19 protein-coding genes are annotated in these 26,029 nt (G+C 53.0%); 8 read left to right on the forward strand and 11 right to left on the reverse strand.

Annotated features, from left to right (window positions below):
- Positions 1-341 precede the first annotated feature (341 nt).
- From dtnK to QNH99_RS17885, 5 genes are all read right to left on the reverse strand, one after another.
- Positions 342-1,610: a D-threonate kinase gene (gene dtnK, locus QNH99_RS17865; RefSeq protein ID WP_410516998.1), complete on the reverse strand. Its 1,269-nt coding sequence runs from the start codon at positions 1,608-1,610 to the stop codon at positions 342-344.
- A complete protein-coding gene (locus tag QNH99_RS17870) occupies positions 1,607-2,566 on the reverse strand; it encodes a 2-keto-3-deoxygluconate permease (RefSeq protein WP_410516999.1) in 960 nt (319 codons plus the stop codon). The genes dtnK and QNH99_RS17870 overlap by 4 nt, the downstream gene beginning before the upstream one ends.
- Positions 2,567-2,718: 152 nt before the next feature.
- Positions 2,719-3,081, reverse strand: coding sequence for a protein YacL (gene yacL, locus QNH99_RS17875; protein ID WP_063878433.1), 363 nt, complete (start codon positions 3,079-3,081; stop codon positions 2,719-2,721).
- A gap of 162 nt (positions 3,082-3,243) precedes the next feature.
- The gene (acnB, locus tag QNH99_RS17880) at positions 3,244-5,841 is read right to left on the reverse strand and encodes a bifunctional aconitate hydratase 2/2-methylisocitrate dehydratase (RefSeq protein ID WP_096012079.1); all 2,598 of its coding nucleotides are present in this window, start codon (positions 5,839-5,841) and stop codon (positions 3,244-3,246) included.
- Between the two features lie 244 nt (positions 5,842-6,085).
- Positions 6,086-7,084: an aldo/keto reductase gene (locus QNH99_RS17885; RefSeq protein WP_410517000.1), complete on the reverse strand. Its 999-nt coding sequence runs from the start codon at positions 7,082-7,084 to the stop codon at positions 6,086-6,088.
- Between the two features lie 100 nt (positions 7,085-7,184).
- On the opposite strand from QNH99_RS17885, the gene QNH99_RS17890 reads away from it, so the two are divergent.
- Positions 7,185-8,096 (forward strand): LysR family transcriptional regulator, encoded by a 912-nt coding sequence (locus tag QNH99_RS17890; protein ID WP_410515682.1) that lies wholly within the window; start codon positions 7,185-7,187, stop codon positions 8,094-8,096.
- A gap of 652 nt (positions 8,097-8,748) precedes the next feature.
- On the opposite strand, the gene lpdA is transcribed toward QNH99_RS17890, so the two are convergent.
- The 4 genes from lpdA to pdhR form a co-directional block, all read right to left on the reverse strand.
- The gene (gene lpdA / locus QNH99_RS17895) at positions 8,749-10,173 is read right to left on the reverse strand and encodes a dihydrolipoyl dehydrogenase (RefSeq protein WP_410517684.1); all 1,425 of its coding nucleotides are present in this window, start codon (positions 10,171-10,173) and stop codon (positions 8,749-8,751) included.
- A 283-nt stretch (positions 10,174-10,456) separates the two neighbouring features.
- Positions 10,457-12,352 carry a pyruvate dehydrogenase complex dihydrolipoyllysine-residue acetyltransferase gene (aceF, locus tag QNH99_RS17900; RefSeq protein ID WP_109718232.1) on the reverse strand — a complete coding sequence of 632 codons (1,896 nt, stop codon included), beginning with the start codon at positions 12,350-12,352 and terminating at the stop codon, positions 10,457-10,459.
- 14 nt (positions 12,353-12,366) lie between these two features.
- Complete coding sequence (aceE, locus tag QNH99_RS17905) at positions 12,367-15,033, reverse strand: pyruvate dehydrogenase (acetyl-transferring), homodimeric type (RefSeq protein WP_145393626.1); 2,667 nt, start codon at positions 15,031-15,033, stop codon at positions 12,367-12,369.
- A gap of 103 nt (positions 15,034-15,136) precedes the next feature.
- Positions 15,137-15,901, reverse strand: coding sequence for a pyruvate dehydrogenase complex transcriptional repressor PdhR (gene pdhR / locus QNH99_RS17910; RefSeq protein ID WP_063878426.1), 765 nt, complete (start codon positions 15,899-15,901; stop codon positions 15,137-15,139).
- 511 nt (positions 15,902-16,412) lie between these two features.
- Here pdhR and aroP point away from each other — a divergent pair.
- The 3 genes from aroP to QNH99_RS17925 all read left to right on the forward strand — a co-directional run bounded on the left by aroP (position 16,413) and on the right by QNH99_RS17925 (position 20,304).
- Entirely contained in the window at positions 16,413-17,768 is a 1,356-nt protein-coding gene (gene aroP, locus QNH99_RS17915) for an aromatic amino acid transporter AroP (RefSeq protein ID WP_096012074.1), read from the forward strand.
- A 176-nt stretch (positions 17,769-17,944) separates the two neighbouring features.
- Positions 17,945-19,348 (forward strand): glycoside-pentoside-hexuronide (GPH):cation symporter, encoded by a 1,404-nt coding sequence (locus QNH99_RS17920; RefSeq protein ID WP_256853374.1) that lies wholly within the window; start codon positions 17,945-17,947, stop codon positions 19,346-19,348.
- A complete protein-coding gene (locus tag QNH99_RS17925; RefSeq protein ID WP_096012072.1) occupies positions 19,345-20,304 on the forward strand; it encodes a family 43 glycosylhydrolase in 960 nt (319 codons plus the stop codon). The genes QNH99_RS17920 and QNH99_RS17925 overlap by 4 nt, the downstream gene beginning before the upstream one ends.
- On the opposite strand, the gene ampE is transcribed toward QNH99_RS17925, so the two are convergent.
- Positions 20,286-21,140 carry a beta-lactamase regulator AmpE gene (ampE, locus tag QNH99_RS17930; protein WP_063878422.1) on the reverse strand — a complete coding sequence of 285 codons (855 nt, stop codon included), beginning with the start codon at positions 21,138-21,140 and terminating at the stop codon, positions 20,286-20,288. The genes QNH99_RS17925 and ampE overlap by 19 nt on opposite strands.
- A 16-nt stretch (positions 21,141-21,156) precedes the next feature.
- The gene (gene ampD / locus QNH99_RS17935; protein ID WP_096012070.1) at positions 21,157-21,708 is read right to left on the reverse strand and encodes a 1,6-anhydro-N-acetylmuramyl-L-alanine amidase AmpD; all 552 of its coding nucleotides are present in this window, start codon (positions 21,706-21,708) and stop codon (positions 21,157-21,159) included.
- 197 nt (positions 21,709-21,905) lie between these two features.
- Here ampD and nadC point away from each other — a divergent pair, with 197 nt between their 5' ends.
- The 4 genes from nadC to hofC all read left to right on the forward strand — a co-directional run bounded on the left by nadC (position 21,906) and on the right by hofC (position 25,998).
- Positions 21,906-22,802: a carboxylating nicotinate-nucleotide diphosphorylase gene (gene nadC / locus QNH99_RS17940; protein ID WP_283349661.1), complete on the forward strand. Its 897-nt coding sequence runs from the start codon at positions 21,906-21,908 to the stop codon at positions 22,800-22,802.
- A 176-nt stretch (positions 22,803-22,978) separates the two neighbouring features.
- Positions 22,979-23,434: a prepilin peptidase-dependent pilin gene (gene ppdD / locus QNH99_RS17945; RefSeq protein ID WP_063878419.1), complete on the forward strand. Its 456-nt coding sequence runs from the start codon at positions 22,979-22,981 to the stop codon at positions 23,432-23,434.
- Entirely contained in the window at positions 23,421-24,806 is a 1,386-nt protein-coding gene (gene gspE, locus QNH99_RS17950) for a type II secretion system protein GspE (RefSeq protein WP_283349662.1), read from the forward strand. Before ppdD ends, gspE begins: the two co-directional genes overlap by 14 nt.
- The gene (gene hofC / locus QNH99_RS17955) at positions 24,799-25,998 is read left to right on the forward strand and encodes a protein transport protein HofC (RefSeq protein WP_410517001.1); all 1,200 of its coding nucleotides are present in this window, start codon (positions 24,799-24,801) and stop codon (positions 25,996-25,998) included. The genes gspE and hofC overlap by 8 nt, the downstream gene beginning before the upstream one ends.
- The last annotated feature ends 31 nt before the right edge of the window (positions 25,999-26,029 follow it).

The following is a 26,029-nucleotide window of genomic DNA, read 5'->3' on the forward strand; positions in this document are numbered from 1 at the left end:
TAAGCAGGCAAACAAAATAAAAAAACCATACAATCAAAAAGATAAAATCGAAACGATAATGAAAATCTTTTCGGATCAGGTCTTGCCGGGAATCGTCGAATTTAATTTGGCTTAAAGGAGGCGCATTATTAATCAATTTTTTGTTACAACCTGACAGTGGCGCATCAGCACACCAGACATATTTTTATAAACCGTTATTTTTAATAAAACACAGCATTGTGGAAGGCATTTAATATTGTCTGTCACCCTGACGTTAATACAAATAAGCCCTACCTTCTGCTCTCTAAAACCGATTTTAGCCTGCACATCGACTGTAAAGTCGCCGAGGTGCAGGTTGATACTCACTGTCTGCGATACAACTCCTCAATATAGTGGAGTGCTTCGCAAAGGGTGTTGTCGGTGCCAAATCCGCCCGCCTTGGTAATGACCGGCAAATCATCAATGTCACTGTTAACAAAGGTGCCGCAAGGAATACAGGGGGCAACCTCGCTCTGAATACGATAACCTTCTGCACCCAGGGCGTTAGCCACGGCAATAGCGATATCGCCGCCGGTGAGGAAAAGGCCGCCTGTGCGGGCACGGTCAAGGATAGCTAAGGTGATTTCGCCGATACGTCGGCTCAGCGTTTCACCTAACACTTCCCGGCTCATATCGTATTGCGCGGTCAGCGCGTCTATCTGGTTGCGATCGTCAACGTTACTGCTGGTCTGCAAAACACAATGCCTGTTCTGCATCAGTATCTGGCAGGCCTGCGTCACAATGTCATGACTCTCGTCTTCAGGTGCCAGAAGCGTTTTTACATCAATCCTGACAACCTCAACACGTCCCTGACGCTGTGCCTGCTCCACCTGACGTCGGGTCATTTCACTCATCGACCCCGCCACCACCAGCACCGGCAAGCTTTGATGCATATTCATGTAACTTTCCGCCGGAAGCGCATTTGCCAGTCCCGCCGCCCCCACTAACAGGGGACGTTTTTTCAGCGCTAAGGCCGCCTGGGCAATCAGATTCAGATCGTTATCACTTTCGGCATCCATGACCACTATGCTGTATTCCTGCCGGGCCACACGTTCAAGCAGAACGTTCAGGTTGCCGCTTCGTACCTCATCCAGCGATATTTCATTCACCGGCAGGCAGGTCTGTAAGCTGATAAGCGTACGAATGCGCGATGAGATAATCGGCGTGCGCGGATCGCTGGCAAACTCCGTCTCCAGTAACGGACGCTGGTGCACCAGACATTCGCCATTGCGCGTTGTCCGGCCTGCCGAAGGTATCGCAGCGGCAACTATCGCCAGCGTAGCACCACTTGCCGCCATGACCGCTGCAATCTCTGCCCCCGGATTCCCCCGAAAGGTTGAGTCGATTTTTTTATAGATCAGCACGTCATTTTGCGTCTGGTCCTGCCTGGCAGAAAGCGCCTGGGTAACGGCCATCGTCGCCTGCTCAGCGCTGAGCGCCCGACTATCTGTATTGATGACGAGTACGTCAGTCCGGCGCGACGGTTTCTGTTGTGGCGTCAGCATCACTTCCGTGCGCGCCCCTTTTTTTGCCAGTTGGACGCCCGTGTCGTTTGCGCCAGTAAAATCGTCGGCGATGACGATCATTTTCATAATGGTTTCTCCGTGGAAGACAGTGATCGTTGCTGATTGCCCTTGGCCACCCATGAGGTCAGCATGGGCGTTAAAATTGCGGTAACAATGACAGAGGTGGCGACCAGCGGCGTCGCTGTGGCGACCACATGTGCCAAAGCGGGATCGGCCTGGGCGATGGCGATGGGCGTGGCAACAGCATTGCCAGCCGTGCTCGACGCCGCTGCGCCGGCAATGCCGCTGCCACCTAACAAACGATCAATCTTAATATTAAAGAAACCGCCGACGAGCGTGGTTAACCCACCCAGTAAAATGCCTGCCAGGCCACCTTTGAGCAACATGGCAAAATCAATACTGGCACCTAAAGCAAAGGCAAAGAAAGGAATTAACAGCGGGCCGCCCTTAGACAGGAAATCACGCATTTGCGGGTCGAGATTACCGAGCAACATGCCCAGCAGCATAGGGATGATCACCACCACCACCGACATCACCGGTATGTTTGCCATGCCTGCCGCGCCCAGGGCAATCATGGTTAATATCGGACCGTCATTAAGGGCGATCACGGGCGTCGCCCCGACTTCATTGTCGCGACCAAACTCACCCGCCAGCGCGGCATAAAGGCCGCCATTGCTGTTGCTCATCGCCGCAATAACAGCGACCGAGGTCAGTCCCCACAACCCATCAGCACCAAAACACTTATCGACAGCAAAGCCCATCGCCACAGCGACAAGAAACTTACTTGCCGTGACACCGACACCTGTCAGCAGGGCTTTTGGCGCAGCGTTGAGAGAGATTCCTGCGCCCATGCAAAACAAAAATGCGCCAATCAGGGCGGGCGCACCGTCTTTAAAAAGGGCACTGGTAACCCCCCCCACCTGTAAGGCTTCTGGGGCCAGCGTGTTAACCACCGCCCCCAGGACCAGGGGCACAACCATCATACCGCCGGGGATTTTTTCAATGGTTGCTTTAATATCCATATCATCACCAGGCTGATTAATTATAATCACGATGATGATATTAAATCATTTAATGAAAAGATGTGGCGTGAGTCGCAGAATAAAATGCAGTTATTTGAGCATAATCAATCAATATAGCAGGAGGAGTGCGGGTAATAAGATGGACTCAGCGATCATGTGTTTTGCATAAACCGTCGCCAGGCGGCAATGACCGCCAGGAAATCTTCCATACCGCAGAAGCACAGGCTTTCCTCGTCGTAGTAATTCATGCCCTCTTCCATTTCATCACCTTCAAAATTCAACGTATTCGCACGGACGATGACCTCTTCGTCGTCCATCCAGAGCGTATATTCACGCCCGGTACGCTGCCACTGGCGCTGGCTGCCTTTAAGCTTCAGGGCTTCTGCTTCCACCTCATCAAGCACGCTGGCGTCATGCTCAACTTCTTCATTGAACCAGTGGCCCAGTGCTTCATGCCCCATCGACATCCGGACTTTTACCTTACCCGTAACGTCCCGTAGAAATTCATACTCCATGATCTTATCTCTTTGTCAGTAACTCGCGCTGTTATACCGCTATTTTGATTGCTGTGCACCTGCTTAGCGCACACATCCTGATTCCTGATAATCGTCTTTTGAAACATAAAAAAAGAGGAACGCCAGGGCGTCCCTCTTCGATGGATCAATAAATGTCAGCTATCAGACGGCAGTCTGGAAAATCACGCCATCTGCTTTGTCAGTGTACTGGCTCAACTGGTCAAAGTTGAGATAGCGATAGGTATCACTGGCTGTTTTATCCACCTGCGCCATAAACTGCTGATACTCGTCCGGCGTGGGTAGCTTACCTAACAGCGATGAGACCGCAGCCAGCTCGGCAGACGCCAGGTAGACGTTTGCTCCTGTTCCCAGACGGTTCGGGAAGTTACGGGTTGAGGTCGATACCACCGTTGCGCCATCGGCGACGCGTGCCTGGTTACCCATGCACAGTGAACAGCCGGGGATCTCGATACGCGCGCCACTCTTACCGAATACGCTGTAGTAGCCTTCTTCCGTCAGCTGTGCCGCATCCATTTTGGTCGGTGGAGCGACCCACAGACGGGTTGGCAGCTGGCCTTTATGGCTGTCCAGCAACTTACCTGCCGCACGGAAGTGACCAATGTTGGTCATGCACGAACCGATAAAGACTTCATCAATCTTTTCGCCCTGAACTTCAGACAGCAGACGCGCGTCATCAGGATCGTTTGGCGCACACAGAATCGGCTCTTTGATCTCAGCCAGATCGATGTCAATCACCGCAGCATATTCTGCATCGGCGTCGGCTTCGAGCAACTGTGGATCGGCCAGCCATTTTTCCATGCCATCAATACGACGCTCAAGCGTACGACGATCGCCGTAGCCTTCTGAGATCATCCATTTCAGCAGAACAATGTTGGACGTCAGATACTCTTTGATCGGCGCCTGATCCAGCTTGATAGTACAGCCTGCAGCGGAGCGCTCAGCAGAGGCATCCGTCAGTTCAAATGCCTGCTCGACTTTGAGATCCGGCAGACCTTCGATTTCAAGGATGCGGCCGGAGAAGATGTTTTTCTTACCTTTCTTCTCAACGGTCAACAGGCCCTGCTTGATGGCATACAGCGGAATGGCGTGAACCAAATCGCGCAGCGTAATGCCTGGCTCCATTTTACCTTTGAAGCGGACCAGCACAGATTCAGGCATATCCAGTGGCATAACGCCGGTAGCCGCCGCGAAGGCAACCAGGCCAGAACCTGCCGGGAACGAAATACCGATAGGGAAGCGCGTGTGGGAATCCCCACCGGTGCCCACGGTATCTGGCAGCAGCATGCGGTTTAACCAGGAGTGAATAACGCCATCACCCGGACGCAGTGAAACACCACCACGGTTCATGATGAAGTCTGGCAGCGTATGGTGAGTGCTTACATCCACAGGCTTAGGATAAGCCGCTGTGTGACAGAAGGACTGCATCACCAGGTCAGCAGAGAAGCCCAGGCACGCCAGGTCTTTGAGCTCATCGCGCGTCATTGGACCGGTGGTATCCTGAGAACCCACCGACGTCATTTTCGGTTCGCAATAGGCACCCGGACGCACGCCATCCACGCCACAAGCACGGCCAACCATTTTCTGTGCAAGTGAGTAGCCACGTGAGCTTTCCGCGACGTCTTTCGCTACGCGGAACACATCGCTGACAGGCAGGCCAAGCGATTCACGCGCTTTGCTGGTCAGGCCACGACCGATGATCAGTGGAATACGGCCGCCGGCACGCACTTCATCAATCAGAACATCTGTTTTCAGTTCAAAGCTTGCCAGCAGATCGCCGGTTTCATGATGACGGACTTCGCCTTTAAACGGATAGATATCAATGACATCACCCATATTCAGGTCGTTAACGTCCACTTCAATTGGCAGCGCGCCGGCGTCTTCCATCGTGTTGAAGAAGATAGGGGCAATTTTGCCGCCTAAGACAACACCACCGCCTTTTTTGTTAGGCACGTTAGGGATGTCATCACCCATAAACCACAGCACCGAGTTGGTGGCAGATTTACGTGATGAACCCGTACCCACAACGTCACCTACATAAGCCAGAGGAAAACCTTTGGCCTGCAGCGCTTCGATCTGTTTAATCGGTCCGATATTACCCGCTTCATCCGGCTCAATACCTTCACGGGCATTTTTTAGCATCGCCAGGGCATGAAGAGGGATATCCGGACGTGACCAGGCATCAGGTGCCGGAGACAGGTCGTCGGTATTGGTTTCGCCAGTGACTTTGAAAACCGTAACGGTGATTTTTTCAGCCAACTCAGGACGTGACAGATACCATTCGGCATTAGCCCAGGACTGCATCACCTGCTTCGCATGGGCATTGCCCGCTTTCGCTTTTTCTTCAACGTCGTAAAAGCTGTCAAACATCAGTAACGTATGAGAAAGCGCTTTTGCTGCGATCGGTGCCAGTCTGGCATCATCCAGTGCTTCAATCAGAGGATGGATGTTATAGCCGCCCTGCATGGTACCGAGCAGTTCGATGGCTTTTTCAGGAGATACCAGAGGAGAGGTTGTTTCGCCTTTGGCGACAGCAGCCAGGAAACCTGCTTTAACATACGCCGCTTCATCGACGCCGGGTGGTACGCGGTTGACCAACAAATCGGTCAAAAATTCTTCTTCACCCGCAGGTGGATTTTTTAGCAGTTCAACCAGCGCGGCCATCTGGGAAGCATCTAATGGCTTAGGTACAATCCCCAGGGCAGCACGCTCGGCAACGTGCTTACGGTATTCTTCTAGCACGACGTTCTCCTCGCTCTCATTGTATGGGTTTCCGGTGCACCCTGATGACAACGCATTCCATGAGTAGGGTAAGGTGCCCGGTTCCGCGTGGGGCAGCATAGCAGGATTTAGCCGCCTTGTTAATCTGTTTACAAAAAAGCAACATTAGTGTTTTCTTCAGCAGAATGAGCTGCCTAATGCGGTGTAAACGAAAAAAAGCAGGGCGTAAAGCCCTGCCTGTTAACAATGGAATGCCGCGCCCGGATTAGCGATCGATCATGCCAAATTCAGCGCTGGCATAGCGCGCACCGCTAACGTTTTCCGGCGCAAACAACTGATCCAGATAATCACTATCGGTGTCTTTCACGACGACTGCCGCAGCCGCGCAGTTTTCTTCAAGATGGTGGACCTTACTCGCTCCCGGAATCGGCACGATATCCTCGCCCTTGCCTAAAACCCACGCCAGCGCCAGCTGCGCCGCAGAAATACCATAACCCCGTGCGACCTCTGTCAATTGATCAACTAACTTTTGGTTATGTTCCTGTGCCTGCTGTTGAAAGCGCGGCAAACTGCGGCGGAAATCACTTTGGTCAAGATCCGCCACGGATGCCAGCTTGCCGGTCAGGAAACCCCGCCCTAGTGGACTGTAAGGTACAAAACCCACATTCAGTTCGCGACAGGTGGCAAGAATGCCCTGCTCGGGATCGCGAGTCCAAAGTGAGTACTCGCTTTGTAAAGCCGATATGGGATGTACCGCACAGGCACGGCGAAGCGTTGCTGCGGACACCTCTGACAGTCCGAGGTAACGCACTTTACCTTCTTGAATCAACTCCGCCATGGTGCCCACAACATCCTCAATCGGCACGGCAGGATCAAAACGATGTTGATAAAGCAGATCAATATGATCGGTGCCCAGACGCGTTAACGATCCCTCGACGGCTTCGCGAATATGCTGCGGCTGGCTGTTCACGCCGGTCATGTTCTCCCAGCCCTGACCTGCACCGGTAATATTGAAACCAAATTTCGTCGCAATCGTCACGTTATCACGGCGGCCTTTAATGGCTTTGGCAATCAGCGCTTCGTTGGTAAAGGGACCATAGATCTCGGCGGTATCCAGAAAGTTGACGCCCAGTTCAAACGCGCGGGACAACGTATTCAATGCCTGCTGCTCATCGGTGTTGCCGTAGGCAAAGGTCATTCCCATACAGCCCAGTCCGAGCGCCGATACCCGTAAACCCTGATTGCCTAATTGACGTTGTTGCATGACATCTTCCTCATTATTGTTGCGGTGTTATTGTTATAATCCTCAACAATCACAACAACAATTGCGCTATTTTTGCCGATTCAGTGAGGAAAACTCATCAATGACATTCTCGCGGGCAACCCTGCAGGAACTGGAAATGTTCAGCGCCATCGCGCACCACCGTAGCTTTCGTAAGGCTGCACAGGCGCGTAACGTTACGCCGTCGGCGCTGAGCCACGCCATGCGCCATTTTGAGCAACGGCTCGGCGTAAGGCTGCTTAACCGCACCACACGCAGTGTCTCACTGACCGAAGCGGGCGAATATTTTCTGCAGCGTATTCAACCCGCGCTGGTCGATCTGTCGCAGGCGGTAGATGAGCTTAATGACTGGCGTGCCCGTCCGCACGGCACGCTAAAGCTCAATATGCCGCGTTCTGCAGAAGCGCTGTTTTTTGATAGCTTGATTCTGCCGTTTATCCAGCAGTACCCGGACATCACGCTGGAAATTGACAGTAACGATGCGCTGGTCGATATCCTGGAAGCGGGTTTTGATGCAGGTATTCGCTACGGCGATGTGCTGGCACAGGACATGATCGCCCTGCCCTTTGGTCCGGCAATGCGCACCCTGGTGGTCGCAAGCCCGGCGTTTATCGAACGTCATGGTACACCGCAAACACCGGATGAACTGCTTCAGTTTCCCTGTATCGAACGGCGTTTTCCCAGTGGCCGACGCTATCGCTGGGAATTCTGGAACGCAGGAAAAAAACAGGAGATCGCCGTGCGTGGCCCATTGGTACTGGACAACAACGCGCGGATTTTGCAGGCCACTGTCGCGGGTGCAGGCATCGCATTTCTGCAACAGGCAGCCGTGAATCCCAGCCTGCAACGTGGCGAACTCGTTGAGCTATTAAGTGACTTTACAGGCAATGCGGAAGGATTCTGGCTTTACTATCCCGGCAGGCGCTATGTCTCAGCACCTTTACGTCATTTTATTGACTGGCTACGTTTTAATAATAATGAAGTGAGTAATTAACCCAATTTCATGACAAGGTGATAACAGTGACGAGATTATTTTAAACCACTCACCAGGAAATTAATGTTAAGAATCACATCAGGCATAATCAATTAAACGTAGAGACTTTCATTAATCATTAAAGTAGAAAATAAGAACCATAAATTAGTTAAAAGCCCAGAGACAATAAAATAATCAATGCGTAGACTGCGGTTGGGCGCCTGAGGCTTTTTGCTTTGGGTGAGAACCTGAGGTGGAAAGAGGAAGGAACCGCTCACATTCACTATTCAACGAATGCGAGCGGGGGAACCACCCTAACACCTGAACACTGTCAGGGTAGTCCCTCACTCGATAAAAATCAAGAGAGGTGCCACCATGAAGTCGAAATACGGTTTACTTGTTATTAGCGGGTTAATTCTTTTAGGTTTGAGCTTATCGAACCGAAGTTCATTATGTGAACTTCGCCTCAGAATAATGAGCGCTGAACTTTCGGCTGTCTTGAATTACGAAACCAGGCAGTAAAAACTTCGTTAATGGCGGGGGTAGCTCCGCCATTTTTGCCAGTGTGAATGTGTTAGCGCAGGCGCCCTTTCCTTTATTCGTTTACTTATCCGAATTAAAAGAAACCATAAAAAAACGGCCCCATAAGGGGCCGCTATTTCTGTCCTGAGACTTATTTCTTTTTCGCTTTCGCGTTAGGCAAATCAGTGATGCTGCCTTCAAAGATCTCAGCCGCCAGTCCTACTGACTCATGCAGGGTTGGGTGGGCATGAATGGTCAGTGCGATGTCTTCTGCATCACAGCCCATTTCAATAGCCAGACCAATTTCACCCAGCAGCTCACCGCCGTTGGTGCCGACAATGGCACCACCGATAACGCGGTGGGTTTCTTTGTCGAAAATCAGTTTGGTGATGCCGTCTGCGCAGTCAGAAGCAATCGCACGGCCTGATGCCGCCCACTGGAACGTGGCGGTTTCATAGCTGATGCCTTTCTCTTTCGCTTCTTTCTCGGTCAGACCGACCCAGGCAACTTCTGGCTCAGTATAGGCAATGGATGGAATCACTTTCGGATCGAAGTAGTGCTTCAGACCTGAAATGACTTCTGCAGCCACGTGGCCTTCATGCACGCCTTTGTGCGCCAGCATCGGCTGACCGACGATATCGCCGATCGCGTAGATGTGCGGCACGTTGGTACGCATTTGCTTGTCAACGCGGATAAAGCCACGGTCGTCGACTTCAACGCCGGCTTTGTCAGCGTCCATGCCTTTACCGTTTGGCACACGACCAATTGCCACCAGAACGGCATCATAACGCTGGGCTTCGCCTGGCGCTTTTTTGCCTTCCATTGAAACGTAGATTCCGTCGTCTTTAGCTTCAACGGCGGTGACCTTGGTTTCCAGCATCAGGTTGAATTTCTTGCTGATACGCTTGGTAAAGACTTTAACCACGTCTTTATCCGCAGCCGGGATAACCTGGTCAAACATTTCAACCACGTCGATCTCTGAACCCAGCGCATGGTAAACGGTGGCCATTTCCAGACCGATAATGCCGCCGCCCATGACCAGAAGACGCTTAGGCACTTCTTTCAGTTCCAGCGCATCGGTAGAATCCCACACGCGTGGATCTTCATGAGGAATGAATGGCAGTTCGATTGGACGTGAACCTGCAGCGATGATGGCGTTATCGAAGTTAATCGTGGTTGCCCCACCGTCACCTTCGACGACCAGCGTATTCGCACCGGTAAATTTACCCAGGCCGTTAACCACAGTAACTTTACGACCTTTGGCCATGCCTGACAGGCCGCCAGTCAGCTGGTTAATGACTTTCTCTTTCCAGCTGCGGATTTTGTTGATATCCGTTTGCGGCTGACCAAACACAATGCCGTGTTCTTCCAGCGCTTTCGCTTCTTCAATCACTTTAGCAACGTGCAGCAGCGCTTTAGACGGGATACAGCCTACGTTCAGACAGACACCGCCGAGGGTGCTGTAGCGCTCAACCAGTACGGTTTCCAGACCTAAGTCAGCGCAACGAAAGGCTGCAGAGTAACCTGCAGGACCTGCCCCAAGTACCACGACCTGAGTTTTAATCTCTGTACTCATCATGACCTCTTATTGGATTTCCGGCGGGTCAGACGCTGAGCCTATCCCATTAGGCTAGTTAACTGGCCATATTGTGTATGCTGCTGCAAACCCACGGCTATCGGGTTTGCGCGGCAGTGACTCAATCTGACTACGCCAATTATGCCTAATGGAATAGGCTCATAATGTCCTTATTCCACCGGGACATGTTCACCGCAAGAGTTTACAGAATTGTTAATAAACTGCCAACCGCGGTGCCCTGAATGTTACAAAAAGGCCGGCATTTGCCGGCCTTTTGCGCGTTTTACATAACCAGACGACGAATATCTGACAGCATATTGCCAACAATGGTAATGAAACGTGCCCCATCTGCACCGTCAATAACCCGGTGATCGAAGGACAGAGAGATTGGCATCATCAGACGCGGTGCAAACTCTTTACCGTTCCATACTGGCTCCATCGCTGACTTCGACACGCCAAGGATGGCCACTTCTGGCGCGTTAACGATCGGCGCAAAGTGGGTGGTTCCCAGGCCGCCAAGGCTGGAGATGGTGAAACAGCCGCCCTGCATATCGCCAGCGGTCAGTTTGCCATCGCGCGCCTTTTTAGAGATCGCCATCAGCTCACGAGACAGCTCGGTGATGCCCTTTTTGTTCACGTCTTTAAACACCGGAACAACCAGGCCATTTGGCGTATCAACTGCCACACCGATGTTGATGTACTTTTTCAACGTCAGCTTCTGCGCATCTTCAGACAGTGAACTGTTGAAGCGTGGCATCTGCTCAAGCGCCGCAGCGACCGCTTTCATGATGAAGACAACAGGTGTGTATTTCACATCCAGTTTACGCTTCTCAGCTTCGGCGTTCTGTTGTTTACGGAAGGCTTCCAGCTCGGTGATATCGGTTTTATCGAAGTGCGTAACGTGCGGGATCATCACCCAGTTACGGCTCAGGTTCGCACCCGAGATTTTCTGGATACGGCCCAGTTCCACTTCTTCGATTTCACCAAACTTGCTGAAGTCAACCTTCGGCCATGGCAGCATGCCGGGCAGGCCACCACCGCTGGCAGCGGCTGGCGCGGCTTCTGCACGTTTCACCGCATCTTTCACGTAAGCCTGAACGTCTTCTTTCAGGATACGGCCCTTACGGCCCGTGCCTTTCACTTTCGCCAGATTCACGCCAAATTCACGTGCCAGACGACGAATGACCGGCGTGGCATGTACATAGGCATCGTTCTCGGCAAACTCACCTTTGCTGTCTGCTTTCGCAGCAGCAGGAGCCGCAGGCTTAGATTCCGCCGCCGCCGCTGGCGCAGGTGCGGCCTCTTTTTTGGCAGCAGGTGCAGCGGCTGGCGCTGCGCCTTCCACTTCAAACACCATAATCAGCGAACCGGTGCTGACTTTATCGCCAGTAGCGACTTTCAGCGCTTTGACCGTACCGGCGAAAGGTGCAGGAACTTCCATCGATGCTTTATCGCCTTCCACCACAATCAGTGACTGCTCAGCCTCGACTTTATCGCCCACCTTCACCAGCACTTCAGTGACTTCGACTTCATCGCCACCGATATCCGGTACATTGACGTCTTTTGCGCCAGCCGCTGACGCTGGCGCAGCCGCCGCGTCTTCTTTTACTTCTGGCTTAGCATCAGCAGCAGGCGCAGCGCCTTCTGCTTCAAATACCATGATGTGAGAACCGGTATTCACTTTATCGCCGGTGGTAATAATGATCTCTTTCACCACGCCCGCGAACGGCGCCGGAACTTCCATCGATGCTTTGTCGCCTTCAACCACAATCAGCGATTGCTCAGCTTCTACCTTGTCGCCCACTTTTACCAGGATCTCGGTGACTTCAACTTCGTCGCCGCCGATATCCGGTACGTTAACGTCTTTGCTGGCGCTGGCAGGTGCAGCGGCTGGCGCTGCGTCTGCTTTTTTCTCCTGCGCTGGCGCGGGTGCGGCTTCTGCAGCATCGTCTGCGTCAAACATCATGATCAGCGAGCCGGTTTCTACTTTGTCGCCGGTCGCGATTTTGATCTCTTTCACCACACCGGCCTGCGGCGAGGGAACTTCCATCGAGGCTTTATCGCCTTCCACGGTGATCAGCGACTGCTCGGCTTCCACCTTGTCGCCAACCTTGACCAGAATTTCGGTGACTTCAACTTCGTCTGACCCGATATCTGGTACCTTGATTTCAATAGCCATTACTCTGTTACCTCTTAAGCCAGACGCGGGTTAACTTTATCGGCATCGATCTTGAACTTCACGATCGCATCCGCCACGACTTTCTTATCGATTTCGCCACGTTTAGCCAGTTCACCCAGCGCGGCAACCACAACGTAAGATGCATCCACTTCAAAGTGGTGACGCAGATTTTCACGGCTGTCAGAGCGGCCAAAACCATCCGTACCCAGCACGCGGTAATCGCTTGACGGCACATAGCTGCGAACCTGCTCAGCAAACAGCTTCATGTAGTCGGTTGACGCCACGGCAGGTGCTTCGTTCATCACCTGAGCGATGTAAGGCACGCGAGGTGCTTCCGTTGGATGCAGCATGTTCCAGCGCTCACAATCCTGACCATCGCGGGCCAGTTCGGTGAACGAGGTAACGCTGTAAACGTCTGAACCGATGCCGTAATCGGTCGCCAGGATCTGGGCGGCTTCACGTACATGGCGCAGAATAGAGCCTGAGCCCAACAGCTGAACTTTACCTTTGCTACCGTCCACGGTTTCCAGCTTATAGATACCTTTACGGATACCTTCCTCGGCACCTTTCGGCATCGCTGGCATGTGGTAGTTTTCGTTCAGCGTGGTGATGTAGTAATAGATATTTTCCTGCGCTTCGCCGTACATACGGACCAGGCCATCATGCATGATGACGGCTACTTCGTAGGCATATGACGGATCGTAGGAGATACAGTTTGGAATCGTCAGAGACTGAATATGGCTGTGACCATCTTCATGCTGCAAACCTTCACCGTTCAATGTGGTACGGCCTGATGTACCGCCGACCAGGAAGCCACGTGCCTGTTGGTCGCCCGCCAGCCACATCAGATCGCCAATACGCTGGAAGCCGAACATCGAATAATAGATGTAGAACGGAATCATCGGCAGGTTGTTGGTGCTGTAAGAGGTCGCCGCCGCCAGCCAGGATGAACCTGCGCCCAGCTCGTTGATCCCTTCCTGCAAAATCTGACCTTTCTCGTCTTCTTTATAGTAAGCCACCTGCTCGCGGTCCTGCGGCGTGTACTGCTGACCGTTCGGGCTGTAGATACCAATCTGACGGAACAGACCTTCCATACCGAAAGTCCGTGCTTCATCAGCAAGAATCGGTACCAGGCGATCTTTGATCGACTTGTTCTTCAGCATCACATTCAGGGCACGCACAAATGCGATAGTGGTCGAGATCTCTTTGTTCTGCTCTTCAAGCAGCGCACCGAACTCTTCCAGCGCTGGCATTTCCAGCTTTTCAGTGAACTTCGGCTGGCGTGATGGCAGGTAACCGCCTAACTTCTCACGCTGGCCGTGCAGGTAGTTGTACTCTTCAGAGCCTTTATCGAAGGTGATGTAAGGCAGAGATTCGATCTTGTCGTCTTCTACCGGCACGTTGAAGCGATCGCGGATGTAGCGAACGCCATCCATGTTCATCTTCTTCACCTGATGCGCGATGTTTTTACCTTCGGCCGTGTCGCCCATACCATAACCTTTAATGGTATGTGCCAGAATCAGCACCGGCTTGCCCTTGGTGTCTTGCGCTTTTTTCAGGGCCGCATAGATTTTCTTCGGATCGTGACCGCCGCGGTTCAGTGACCAGATTTCATCGTCTGACCAGTCTTTCACCAGGGCTGCGGTTTCCGGATATTTGCCGAAGAAGTGCTCACGCACATAAGCGCCGTCGCGGGATTTAAAGGTCTGGTAGTCGCCATCAACGGTTTCGTTCATCAGCTGGATCAGCTTACCGCTGGTGTCATTGCGCAGCAGTTCATCCCAACGACCGCCCCAGATAACCTTGATCACTTCCCAGCCAGCACCGGCAAAAATGCCTTCCAGCTCATTGATGATCTTACCGTTACCGGTTACCGGTCCATCCAGGCGCTGCAGGTTACAGTTGATGATGAAGACCAGGTTATCCAGTTTTTCACGGGTGGCGATGGTAATCGCACCTTTCGATTCTGGCTCATCCATCTCGCCGTCGCCCAGGAAGGCATAAACGGTCTGGCCCGACGTCTCTTTCAGGCCACGGTGTTCCAGATATTTCAGGAATTTAGCCTGATAAATTGCATTCAGTGGACCCAGGCCCATTGAGACGGTCGGGAACTGCCAGAATTCCGGCATCAGTTTTGGATGCGGATAAGAAGACAGACCTTTACCGTCAACTTCCTGACGGAAGTTATCCATCTGCTCTTCAGTCAGACGACCTTCAAGGAAGGCACGTGAGTAAATGCCTGGCGAAATGTGGCCCTGGAAGTAAACCAGATCACCGCCATCTTTTTCGCTGCGCGCCCGGAAGAAGTGGTTAAAGCACACTTCATAAATGGTGGCGGAAGACTGGAAGGAGGAGAGGTGACCACCCAGTTCCAAATCTTTTTTCGATGCACGCAGCACTGACACGATGGCGTTCCAGCGGATGGCGGAACGGATACGACGTTCAAGTGAGGTGTTGCCCGGATAGTCCGGTTCATCTTCAACGGCAATAGAGTTGATGTAGTTACTGATTGCGGCAGCACCGCCAGCAACTTTCACACCGCCTTTGCGGGCTGCACTCAGTACCTGATCAATCAGATACTGTGCACGTTCAACACCTTCTTCACGGATGACCGATTCGATCGCCTGTAGCCAGTCACGAGTTTCAATCGGATCCACGTCATTGTGTAAACGTTCTGACATGGGGGGTATTCCTTATCTGTGTCTAATACGTTGAAAAATCGGGAGCCTGTTAACGTCAGGGAGACAGGCTCGTCGCACATGTCCGCACGATCTTTGCCGCACGTTATTCCTTACGTTGCTGTAAACGACGCAGGGAGCGTTCTCGACGGCTCTGCTCCCGACTTCTGTCCAGCAAGATTTCCTCAATGAACGCCAGGTGACGGTGTGAAGCCTCGCGTGCTTGTTCTGGCTCACGAGCCACAATCGCCTCAAAAATTCTGGCGCGGTGACCGCTCACTTTCGCCAGCATTTCCCGGCGCGAGTAGAGCAATTCAAAATTCTGTCGAACGTTCTGTTCCAGCATAGGGCCCATTGATCGTAGCAAATGCAAAAGCACGACATTATGGGCGGCTTCTGTGACAGCGATCTGATACTTCATCACTGCGTCTGCTTCAGCGTCGAGATCGCCGCTGTCCTGCGCCTGCTGTATATGAAGATGACAGTCGCGAATACGCTGTAAATCTTCTTCTGTGCCACGCAGTGCGGCATAGTAAGCCGCGATACCTTCTAAAGCATGGCGCGTTTCCAACAGGTCAAACTGAGATTCCGGATGTTCTGCGAGAAGCTCAACGAGAGGATCGCTCATGCTCTGCCAGAGATGCTTCTGTACGAATGTTCCGCCGCCCTGACGGCGAAGTAACAATCCTTTCGCTTCTAAACGCTGGATTGCCTCGCGGAGAGACGGACGTGAAACATCGAATTGTTTGGCGAGTTCGCGCTCGGGAAGCAACTTCTCTCCCGGCTGAAGCGTCCCTTCCATGATCAGGGATTCAAGTTGCTGCTCAATTGCATCGCAGAGTTTGGGTTGACGAATCTTACTGTAAGCCATCTTCCCTTCTTAAATGTGCCTGTCTGACAAAGTAAATTGGTAATACCAATTCAAAAAAGGTGCCCGTAAAGTAACAAAGTATTCACCTTGTGTCTATACGGCATCTGTGACATTAAAGTGAAGGAATGCGGCGTGGCTGCCATAACTGTAGAGTTAAAAAGTGGAAAGCCGGGCGTTAGCGGAATGTTAATTTTTTTAACTTTTACTAAAAATTACATAACGTCGGCAGTTAAACCGATTTAGCTGGCTGTGCGGTTTTTGACCGCGCCGGAGCCTTTTTCTTTATCGCCAATCGCTATGGATTCCACCCGGTTGCTTCTTTTTCAGGCAACTCGTGACCGCTAAAGCGAAAGCAGGTGCAAAGCCCTGCGCTTATCACTATTCTGGTCCCCAGGTTACAACTGGCTTCATTACGCAAGTCAGATACCCTAAAAATATCAGTCGTTAATGTAATCAATTCTTTACAGTCAGCTTGCACTGCAGCGAAGAATAACAACATCACGAGGTGTGTATGGAACAACAGCACGGCGAATCGCTGAAGCGCGGTTTAAAAAACCGCCATATTCAGTTGATTGCCCTGGGTGGTGCAGTGGGAACCGGCCTGTTTCTGGGCAGCGCGTCGGTCATCAAATCGGCAGGGCCAGCCGTTATTTTAGGCTATGCCATTGCCGGATTTATCGCTTTTTTAATTATGCGCCAACTTGGTGAAATGGTGGTTGAAGAGCCGGTAGCCGGTAGCTTCAGTCATTTCGCCTATAAATACTGGGGTAACTTTGCTGGTTTTGCATCGGGCTGGAACTACTGGGTTCTGTATGTGCTGGTGGCGATGGCCGAGTTGAGTGCCGTCGGTAAATATATTCAGTTCTGGTGGCCTGATTTTCCTACCTGGGCCTCAGCCGCGATCTTCTTTGTGCTGATCAATGCCGTTAACCTGACCAACGTAAAAGTGTTTGGTGAGATGGAATTTTGGTTCGCCATTATCAAGGTGATTGCGGTTATTGCGATGATCCTGTTCGGCGGCTGGCTGCTGTTTAGCGGTACGGGCGGTCCACAGGCAACCGTGCGCAACCTGTGGGAGCACGGCGGCTTTCTGCCTAATGGCCTGGGCGGACTGGTGATGGTCATGGCGATTATCATGTTTTCGTTTGGTGGGCTGGAACTGGTGGGAATTACGGCGGCGGAAGCGGATAACCCGGAAACCACGATCCCTAAGGCGACCAATCAGGTGCTGTGGCGTATCCTGATTTTCTATATCGGCTCGCTGGCGGTACTGCTTTCTTTGATGCCGTGGACGCGCGTAACCGAAGACACCAGCCCTTTCGTGTTTATTTTCCATGAACTGGGCGATGCGATGGTTGCGAATGCCCTGAACGTGGTCATCCTGACGGCCGCCCTGTCGGTCTATAACAGCTGCGTTTACTGTAACAGTCGTATGCTGTTTGGTCTGGCACAGCAGGGAAATGCGCCTAAAGCACTGCTGAACGTTGACCGTCGCGGCGTACCGGTGATGAGTATTCTGGTGTCAGCCGTTGCGACTGCCCTGTGTGTGCTGCTCAACTTCCTGATGCCGGGTGAAGCGTTTGGTCTGTTGATGTCGCTGGTCGTTTCTGCGCTGGTTATCAACTGGGCGATGATTAGCCTGGCGCACCTGAAATTCCGTAAAAAGAAAAATCAGCAGGGCGTGACGACCCGCTTTAAGGCCGTTCTGTATCCACTGGGTAACTGGATTTGCCTGGTTTTCCTGGGCGGAATTCTGGTCCTGATGGCGATGACACCCGGCATGGCCATTTCCGTATGGTTAATCCCTGTCTGGCTGGTCATCCTTGCTGTTGGTTATGTAGTTAAAAATAAAACGCAAAAAGCCTGATAGCGCTGCCCACCCGCGCGCATGTTTAAGCGGGTGGGCAGTCGTTAAACCCGACGCTGTTCACACTTCTCTCTCCATGGCTGTTTTGTCCATCATCGCAACGATTTATTGCCACTCATCCTGCTGATTAAACATTAATAATCCTTTTCTGTTTAATCCTTCTGCAGGAAACAATAATGACAGGTAAAACGCTCTCGTTCAGAGAAAAGCTGGGCTACGGCATGGGTGATGCCGGATGCAATATGATTGGCGGTGCCGTCATGTTGTTTCTCAGCTATTTCTATACTGATGTGTTTGGCTTAGCCCCGGCATTGGTCGGTGTACTGTTACTCTCTGTCCGGATTCTTGATGCCATCACCGATCCGATAATGGGCGCTATTGCCGACCGCACCAAAAGTCGCTGGGGACGCTTTCGCCCCTGGCTGCTCTGGGTATCGGTGCCCTATGTCATATTCAGTGTGCTGATGTTTACCACACCTGACTGGAGCTACCACAGCAAGGTTATTTGGGCGTTTGTCACCTATTTTTTCATGTCCCTGACCTACACTGCGATTAATATCCCCTATTGCTCGCTGGGCGGCGTGATTACCAACGATCCCGGTGAGCGCGTGTCCTGTCAGTCCTATCGCTTTGTGATGGTGGGCATTGCCACGTTGATCCTCTCGCTGTCGCTGCTGCCCATGGCTGAGTGGTTTGGTGGCGAGAATAAAGCGCGCGGCTACCAAATGGCGATGGGCGTACTGGCGCTGGTGGGATTAGCGATGTTCCTGTTCTGTTTCGCCAACGTCCGTGAACGTATTCACCCTGCCGTGCCGACAAATGATGACCTGAAACACGATTTGCGTGACGTGTGGAAGAATGATCAGTGGGTGCGCATCCTGCTGCTGACGTTCTGCAACGTCTGCCCTGGGTTTATTCGTATGGCGGCAACCATGTACTACGTCACATGGGTGATGGGCCAAACCCCTCACTTTGCTACGCTGTTTATCAGCCTTGGTGTGGTGGGCATGATGCTGGGCAGTACGCTGGCAAAAGTGCTGACCGATCGTTGGTGTAAGCTGAAAGTCTTTTTCTGGACCAATATTGCCCTCGCGTTATTCTCCAGTGGTTTTTACTGGCTCGATCCGCACGCCACCGTCACGGTGGTCATCGCCTACTTCCTGCTGAATATCCTCCATCAGATTCCTTCGCCTTTGCATTGGTCCCTTATGGCCGATGTGGATGACTACGGTGAGTGGAAAACCGGCAAGCGCATTACCGGCATCAGCTTTTCCGGCAACCTGTTCTTCCTCAAGGTGGGCCTGGCGGTCGCAGGTGCAATGGTTGGTTTTCTGCTCTCGGCTTACGGCTACGATGCCGGAGCGAAACAGCAATCCGCGCATGCCATCAGTGGGATCGTGCTGCTGTTTACCGTTATTCCGGGCATCGGTTATTTGATTACCGCCGGCGTAGTGCGGCTGATGAAAGTGGATCGCAGCTTAATGCAAACCATCCAACGCGATCTTGCCCTGCGCCGTACAGCGGTACAGACGGGACACGATCAACACACCAGCGAGATCCAGACGGGAGCAGTGAAATGAGCGAGAACTGGCCTAACCCTTTTATCGAACGACGTGCCGATCCTTTTATCCTGCGCCATGGAGAGCACTATTACTTCATTGCTTCCGTACCGGAATACGATCGTCTGGAAATCCGTCGTGCCAGCACGTTGATGGGCTTACGCAACGCAGAGCCGGTTGTGGTATGGCAAAAGCCTGATATCGGCCCCTTTAGCGAGTTGATTTGGGCACCGGAGCTGCACCATATTGACGGTCAGTGGGTCATCTATTTTGCCGCAGCCCCTTCACGCGACATCAAAGACGGGCTGTTTCAGCACCGCATGTACGCACTGGTCTGCGACGATGCGGATCCGCTCAGCGGCAGCTGGCAGCCTGCACGCCAGGTCTTAAGCCACATCGACAGTTTCTCGCTGGACGCCACTCACTTCGTTCATCAGGGCAAAAACTGGTATTTATGGGCGCAGAAAGATCCCAGCATTCCGGGTAATTCCAACCTCTACCTTGCGGAGTTGCGCAATCCGTGGACGCTAAAAGGTAAACCGGTGATGCTGAGCCGCCCGGAATACGAATGGGAGTGCGCGGGCTTTAGTGTTAATGAAGGGGCGGCAGCGATTGTGCATGGCGATCGGCTTTTCATTACGTATTCGGCCAGCGCAACGGATGAAAATTACTGTATGGGCCTGCTGTCTATTCAGCGTGACGCCGATCCGTTGAACGCGCTAGCCTGGCAAAAGTCAGCGCGGCCGGTATTCTCGACCAGTTGGGAAAATCGCCAGTACGGGCCAGGGCACAGTTGCTTTACACAGGATGAAAGCGGACGCGATCTGCTGGTCTACCATGCGCGCAACTATACGGAAATTGAAGGGGACCCTCTGTGGGATGGTAATCGTCACACGCGCCTGAAATATATACACTGGCGAGAAGATGGCACACCGGATTTTGGCGTGCCACCTGCCGATCACACCAGCGTGCCGTAGATGGTCAGGAGCGCAACCACCACGACTAACACCAGCGAAATACGCTTCGCCAGCGCCACCGCAACACGTGGCGTAGCGACCTTATCGCTGTGTGGATCGCGGGCCAGGGAAAACTGCGCCAGCGTGGTTAGCACATGGTACTGAGAGCGGTGCCTGTCGGTTAATGATGCAAACCAGGCAGGTAATGCTTTCTCTCCGTGGCCGAGCAGCGCATAGGCTACGCCCGCCAGCCGCACCGGAATCCAGTCAACCAGATGCAAAATGCTGTCCACGCCGGATTGCGCACGCGCCATCGGCGTACAGTGTTTTGCCAGCCAGCTTTGCCAGGCCCGTAAAAAAGCGTAACCCACCAGCAAAACCGGGCCCCACGCGCCTCCCACCACAAACCAGAACATCGGTGCCAGATAAAAACGGAAGTTAATCCAGATGAGGGCGTTTTGTAACTCACGTAAAAATTCGCGTTCACTGCATTCAACTGGCACGCCGTGGATCAGGGTTAATTCTGCTGCCATTGCCTGATGCGCTGCGGCTTCATCACGGCTCGCGGCCTGCAGATAGGCATGATAATGCTGACGCACCACACCGGCACCGATGCACAATAATCCCACGACAATCCAGAACACGAGTTGAGGGATACCAAACAGAATGCCTTTCAGGCTCCATACCACCAGCGCGGTCAGCACCATCACCACAAACAGCATCAACAGGGTGCGCATAACAGAAAAGTGCCGACGACCACGGAAAAAGGGCTCAAGTCGATGATCCAGTTGCCAGTGCTCCCCCAGCTTAAACAGCCGCTCCCAACCTAAAACCAGTAACAAGGTAAATAACGTCATAGTTACTCCAGATAAATCATGATTTTCGTTGCTGTAACCGCTGCTGATAATAGGTCCAGTCAAACGCCGGGCCGGGATCGGTTTTACGCTCCGGTGCGATATCACTGTGTCCGGTAATGCGGGCAGGCGTTATCGGATAGTGCTGCATCAAGATTTGCGTGATCTGATGCAGAGCCTGGTATTGCGCTTCGGTATAGGGCTCAACATCCGTTCCTTCCAGCTCAATGCCAATGGAAAAATCGTTGCAGTTTTCCCGTCCTTCAAACTGCGATATCCCCGCGTGCCAGGCGCGCTGGTCAAAGGGCACATACTGCACAATCTCGCCATCACGCCGAATTAAGCAGTGTGCTGCGACGCGTAAATGGGCGATATCAGCAAAGTAAGGATGGGCGTCTGAAGGCAGTGTGCCCGTGAACAGTTTATCAATCCACGGGCCGCCATATTCACCCGGCGGCAGGCTAATATTATGAATAACCAGAAGAGAAGGTGCTTCGTTATGCGGCCGCGCATTATAGTGCGGTGACGGCACCTGTCGCACACCGGTCAGCCATCCTTTTTCTAATTTCATACTGGTTTCTCATCGCGGAATCGGTTTGAGAATAACATGAATTCTAAGGAATTATTGCGCCAAAATGCGCCGCGACCCAGGCGCCGACACTGTTTTGTTAAGTATACTAAACAAAACACCGTCCAGGACTGGCACCGCTGTATTATTCAGGATATGGTAATCACACTGTTATCTGACTTTTGCTGGAGCTGAACGCTATGTCTGTGCGTCGCTATGATCCTGACAGTCGCCACAAGGCGCTGCTTGAACGTATTGAAAATGATATTCCTGAAACGGTTGCACGCGCATTACAGGAAGATCTTGGCGGTGAGATAGACAGCGATCGGGATATTACCGCGCAGCTGTTGCCTGCCGAAAGCCGGGCCCATGCCCAGGTCATTACCCGCGAAGCCGGTGTTTTTTGTGGTAAACGCTGGGTGGAAGAGGTCTTTAACCAGTTGGGTACCTATGACGCACTGACCTGGCATGTTGAAGATGGACAACCCCTTATCGCGGATCAGCGGTTGTTTGACATTGAGGGCCCCGCTCGCCTGCTGCTCACTGCCGAGCGTACTGCCCTAAACTTTGTGCAAACGCTGTCGGGCGTGGCCACTGAAGTCAGCCGCTATGTCGCGCTGCTGGAAGGCACACAGACACAGCTTCTGGATACGCGTAAAACCGTACCGGGGCTGCGTACGGCCTTAAAGTATGCCGTACTGTGCGGCGGGGGCAGCAATCACCGCCTTGGGCTGTCTGATGCTTTTTTAATTAAAGAGAACCATATTATTGCCAGTGGATCGATTCGCCAGGCGGTGGAAAAAGCCTTTTGGCTCTATCCGGATGTCCCGGTGGAAGTGGAAGTCGAGTCGTTAAAGGAGCTACAGGAAGCCCTTGAGGCGGCAGCCGATATCATCATGCTGGACAACTTTACGCTGGATGAGATGCGCGAAGCGGTGACGGTAACGGCAGGTCGCGCGCTGCTGGAGGTCTCCGGCAATGTCACTGATACGACACTCCGCCAAATCGCCCAGACCGGTGTGGACTATATTTCCGTCGGTGCACTGACTAAACATGTGCGTGCCCTCGATCTTTCCATGCGCTTTCAAGCGAGCTAATCGTTTTCGCCGTGCCACTGGCACGGCCTGTTTTGTGCAGTTTCTTCCACTGTTTAAGCTGTATTGCTGTAATCCGCTTTCTTTCCTGCCTGCGCTTTTCCACTCTCCTGATCTGCTGCTGTTATCGCCGCCACAGGCTTTTTACACTGCGGCCTTCTTACACAGGAGGCAATGGAATGATCTATCAACGTGGTTTCACGCTGGTTGAATTAATGATTGTGGTTGGCATCGTGGCAATTCTCAGCGCTATTGGGCTGCCTGCTTATCAAAACTATCTGCAGCGCGCCGCGCTAACCGACATGTTGCAAACGATGGTGCCCTTTAAGACAGCCGTTGAACTGTGTGCCATTGAGCGCGGCGGTCCTGATCAGTGCCAGGCCGGGCAACGCGGTATTCCGCAGGGAACCACATCGCGTTATGTGTCGGCCATCACCGTGGTCAACGGCATGATTACCCTGACCGGGCAGGAAAGCCTTAACGGATTAAGCGTTGAGATGCTCCCCGTATGGGACAGCACCCAAGGCACCATCGTGTGGCAGCGCACCTGTACCAGCAATAACACGACTCTGCGTGATAACTGTCAGGAACAATTCCGCTTTGCCGATCGGGGAGGCGCATATGCAAAAACCTGATGATGCGATTAGGCTGATCTGCCAGCGCTACCGAGCGATTGTCCTCGATCACAATACGACCCACTTACGCCTTGCCGTTGCCGAAAGCATTCCGGCGGGCCTGCTTGAAGCCTTACAGTTTGCCAGCCCGTGTAAAACCGAAGTGGAATGCTGGCCACAGGCCCGACTGGAACAGTTTGAATCGACGAATAAACCGCTAATGGCAAAAGAAAAAGCGCCAGGGGAATCGACGATTGATGCCGCCAGTCAGCTTTTGCGCCAGGCTACACTGCGTCGTGCGTCGGATATTCATATCGAACCTTACCAGAACGGCTTGCGTATTCGCCTGCGCATTGACGGGGTCCTGCATCCCCTGCCCCCGCAGTGTGATACGCAACCGGCTGCACTGCTGGCGCGGCTGAAAATTCTGGCCGGTCTGGATATTGCCGAACGGCGCCTGCCTCAGGATGGGCAATTTAGTTGTGATATTGACGGCAGGTCGGCCTCTTTTCGGCTCTCAACCTTGCCCATTCAGGGCGGCGAAAAAGCCGTGGTACGCCTGCTGCAGAGTGAAGGCGCCGCGTTGTCACTGGATAAGCTGGGACTGCCTGCCGCGCAGCTACGCCTGCTGACCTCATCACTGATGCAGCCGCAAGGGTTGATTCTGGTAACAGGCCCAACCGGTAGCGGCAAAACCTTTACGCTTTATAGCGGGCTGAGCGCCATCAACCAGCCGGATAAGAACCTTTGCAGCGTGGAAGATCCTGTTGAGATCCCGCTTCCGGGTATCAACCAGACCCAGATTAATCCAAAGTATGGCCTTGATTTCAACCGCGTGTTACGCGCTCTGCTTCGCCAGGATCCTGACGTCATCATGGTGGGTGAAATACGTGATGGTGAGACGGCGGAAATTGCCGTTAAGGCAGCGCAAACCGGTCATCTGGTTCTCTCGACCCTGCACACCAACTCGACGGCGGAAACGTTGACTCGCTTACGTCAAATGGGCATTCCGGGCTATCTGCTGGGTTCGGCACTCCGCCTGATCGTTGCACAACGGCTGGTAAGACGCTTGTGCCCTCGCTGCCGCGAACCGGCGCAGGCGGTGGCCCACTTTCCTGCGTCACTCTGGCCTGGTACCTTACAAACCTGGCGAGCACCGGGTTGCGATCACTGCTTTTCGGGTTATTTTGGTCGGCTGGCCTTATTTGAATTACTGCCCGTTACGGCAAAGTTACAAAACGCCATCGCCGCCGAAATGCCGGTCGAGGGCTTACTGGACCTGGCCAAACAGCAGGGCATGCGCACCCTGATGACATCCGGTCTGGAAGCCGTCAGCCGCGGTGAAACCTCGCTGGAAGAGATGCAGCGCGTGATCGGACTGGATAATGACTAGCCTCTGTTTGTATCGCTGGCATGCGGTAGACAGCAGCGGAAGGTTGCAAACAGGCCACCACCTTGCACCTGACTGCGACAGGCTGTTTTCTGATCTGGCGCAACGTCATTTACTGCCCGTGAGCTGGAAACGGGAAAAAGTGATACGCCGAAGTGACTGGAAGTGGCAGCATAAAATCGATTTGATTCGCCAGCTCGCCACGCTGCTTAAGGCGGGCCTTCCTCTGTCACAGAGCCTGAGCCTCCTTGCTGAAGGGCATCCTCAGGCAGCCTGGCGTGCCCTGATGCTGGCTTTGCAACATCACGTGTTAGCAGGCGAGCCCTTTTCCCACGCCTTGCGTCAGTGGCCGCAAATATTTCCGCCACTTTATCCCGCCCTGATGGAGGTCGGTGAGCTGACCGGCCAGTTGGACATCTGCTGCGAACAACTGGCACAGCAGCAAACACGCCAGCAACATTTACGGGACAAGGTGATTAAAGCGCTGCGTTATCCGCTGTTTATCCTGGCTGTCGCGCTGGCTGTCACCTGCGGCATGCTGCTGTTTGTCTTGCCGGAGTTTGTTTCGGTGTATGCCTCCTTTGACGCCCCCTTACCTGCTTTCACCGCTGCTGTTATTACGCTCTCTGAGATATTGCAGGCATGGGGATTACCGTTAACCGGGTTGGTTATTCTGCTGGCCATGGGAGGGCAACAGTGGCGTCGGCACGCTGAAAACTGGCAGCGTCGCGAGCAGCGAGCTTTGCTGCGCATTCCCGTGATCGCCGGACTATGGCGGGGAAGTCAACTGACACAAATCTACAGTGTTTTGCAGTTGACGCAGCAGGCAGGACTGACGCTGCTGCAAGGGCTTGAGGCGGCGAAGGTCACGCTCTCCTCGCTGCTGTGGCGGGAAGCTATCGAGGCACTTCAGCATCATATTGCTCAGGGCAATCCTCTGCACCAGGCGCTGAATAATCATCCCTTATTTAGCCCGCTCTGCAGTCAGTTGATTCGCGTAGGTGAAGAAGCAGGCGCACTGGATGTGATGCTGGTACGTCTGGCTGAATGGCATGAAGGACAGACGCTGACGCGTGCTGATAATCTTGCAGCCTCGCTGGAACCCATCATGATGGTAGTAATTGGCGGCATTGTGGGCACATTGGTGATTGCCATGTACTTACCCGTGTTTGGATTAGGAGAAGCGATGCAGTAAAGGCGCAGCCTCACCCTTACTGCATGCACAA

The sequence above is a fragment of the Pantoea allii genome (assembly GCF_046529425.1).
In the GTDB taxonomy this organism is placed as follows: Bacteria; Pseudomonadota; Gammaproteobacteria; order Enterobacterales; family Enterobacteriaceae; genus Pantoea; species Pantoea allii.